This is a genomic window from Methylibium sp. T29-B, assembly GCF_000576225.1.
In the GTDB taxonomy this organism is placed as follows: domain Bacteria; phylum Pseudomonadota; class Gammaproteobacteria; order Burkholderiales; family Burkholderiaceae_C; genus Methylibium; species Methylibium petroleiphilum.
In genome coordinates this window covers 1-1,479 of sequence record NZ_AZSN01000344.1, presented here as the reverse complement: position 1 = coordinate 1,479, position 1,479 = coordinate 1, and the positions used below count along the sequence as shown (strand labels likewise).

Sequence of the window (1,479 nt, the reverse complement as noted above, 5' to 3'; positions counted from 1 at the left end):
CGGCAGCGCCGCCGATGCCGCGGTCGACGAGCCGGCGCTGGTCGCCCCGCCCGCTGCAACCATTGCACCCGTCGTACCCGAGGTGCACTCGCCAGTGCCCGCGCCACCTGCGGCGCGGCCAGCCGTGGCGCGGCCGCGCCTGCCTTCCCTCCTGTCGCGCTGGATCAAGCGTCCACGCAAGCCGCCGCGCTGAGTCCGTCGCCGGCCGTTCAGCTCTGCATCAGCCGCTTGCTGCGCGCCACCGACATCAGGATGCCGAGCGCGAGACCCAGCGTGACCATCGCCGTGCCGCCGTAGCTGATGAAGGGCAACGGGATGCCCACCACCGGCAGGATGCCGGTCACCATGCCCATGTTCACCATGCTGTAGGTGAAGAAGCTGAGCGTGATCGCGCCGGCCAGCAGCCGCGAGAACAGCGTCGGCGCGTCCGACGCGATCATCAGACCGCGGAAGATCAGGAAGGTGAAGCCCAGCAGCAGCGCCACGCAGCCCGCCAGTCCGAACTCCTCCGAGAAGGCCGCGAAGATGAAGTCGGTGGTGCGCTCGGGGATGAACTCCAGATGGGTCTGGGTGCCGTTCATGAACCCCTTGCCGGTGACCCCGCCCGAGCCGATGGCGATCATGCCCTGGATGATGTGGAAGCCCTTCCCCAAGGGATCGGTGGTCGGGTCGAGCAGGGTGCAGACGCGGTGCTTCTGATACTCGTGCAGCAACACCCAGTCGACGCCGGGCTCGCAGATCTGCGTCTGGAACCAGATCAACCCGCCGATGCCGACCGCGCCCAGCCCCAGCACCGGCAGGATCAGCGCCCAGCTCAGGCCGGCGAAGAACATCACGTACAGCCCGCCCGACAGCACCAGGATGGCAGTGCCCAGGTCCGGCTGCTTCACGATCAGTGCGACCGGCACCGCCAGCAGCACGAAGGCCACCACGAAGTCCGGCGCCTGCAGCTGGCCTTCCCGGCGCTGGAACCACCAGGCCAGCATCAGGGGCGTGGCGATCTTCAGCAGTTCGCTGGGCTGGATCACCAGCACCTGCAGGTCGAGCCAGCGCGTGGCGCCCTTCTTCGTCACGCCGAACAGCTCGACGGCGATCAGCAGCGCCACACCCAGCACGTACAGCGGCACCGCCAGCTGCGCCAGGCGCTGCGGCGAGAGCTGCGCCACGATGAACATCACGCCGGCGGCCAGCAGCATGTTGCGGCCGTGATCGACGAAGCGCGTGCCATGGTCGTAGCCGGCCGAATACATGGTCAGCAGGCCCGCGGCCGCCAGCAGCACGATGGCCAGCGCCAGCGGTCCGTCGAAGCCCATGAACACGGTGGCGGCACGTTGCCACCACGGACGCTTGTCGAACACGGTGCTCATCGATTCGTGGCCTCGGCCGGTGCTGTCGGCGCCGGCGCCTGGGCGATCTTCGCCGGCGGGGCTGCCGCCGCTCCCCGGGCGCCGAAGCCGCCGGGGCGGGTTGGGAGGCGGG

At 69.6% G+C, this 1,479-nt stretch carries 1 protein-coding gene and 1 pseudogene; one reads left to right on the top strand and one right to left on the bottom strand.

Annotated features, from left to right (window positions below):
• A pseudogene (locus Y694_RS26350) lies at window positions 1-193 on the top strand (patatin-like phospholipase family protein); the annotation flags it as partial.
• A gap of 16 nt (window positions 194-209) precedes the next feature.
• Here Y694_RS26350 and rodA read toward each other — a convergent pair.
• Complete coding sequence (rodA, locus tag Y694_RS21790; RefSeq protein ID WP_011827680.1) at window positions 210-1,367, bottom strand: rod shape-determining protein RodA; 1,158 nt, start codon at window positions 1,365-1,367, stop codon at window positions 210-212.
• Window positions 1,368-1,479: the final 112 nt, after the last annotated feature.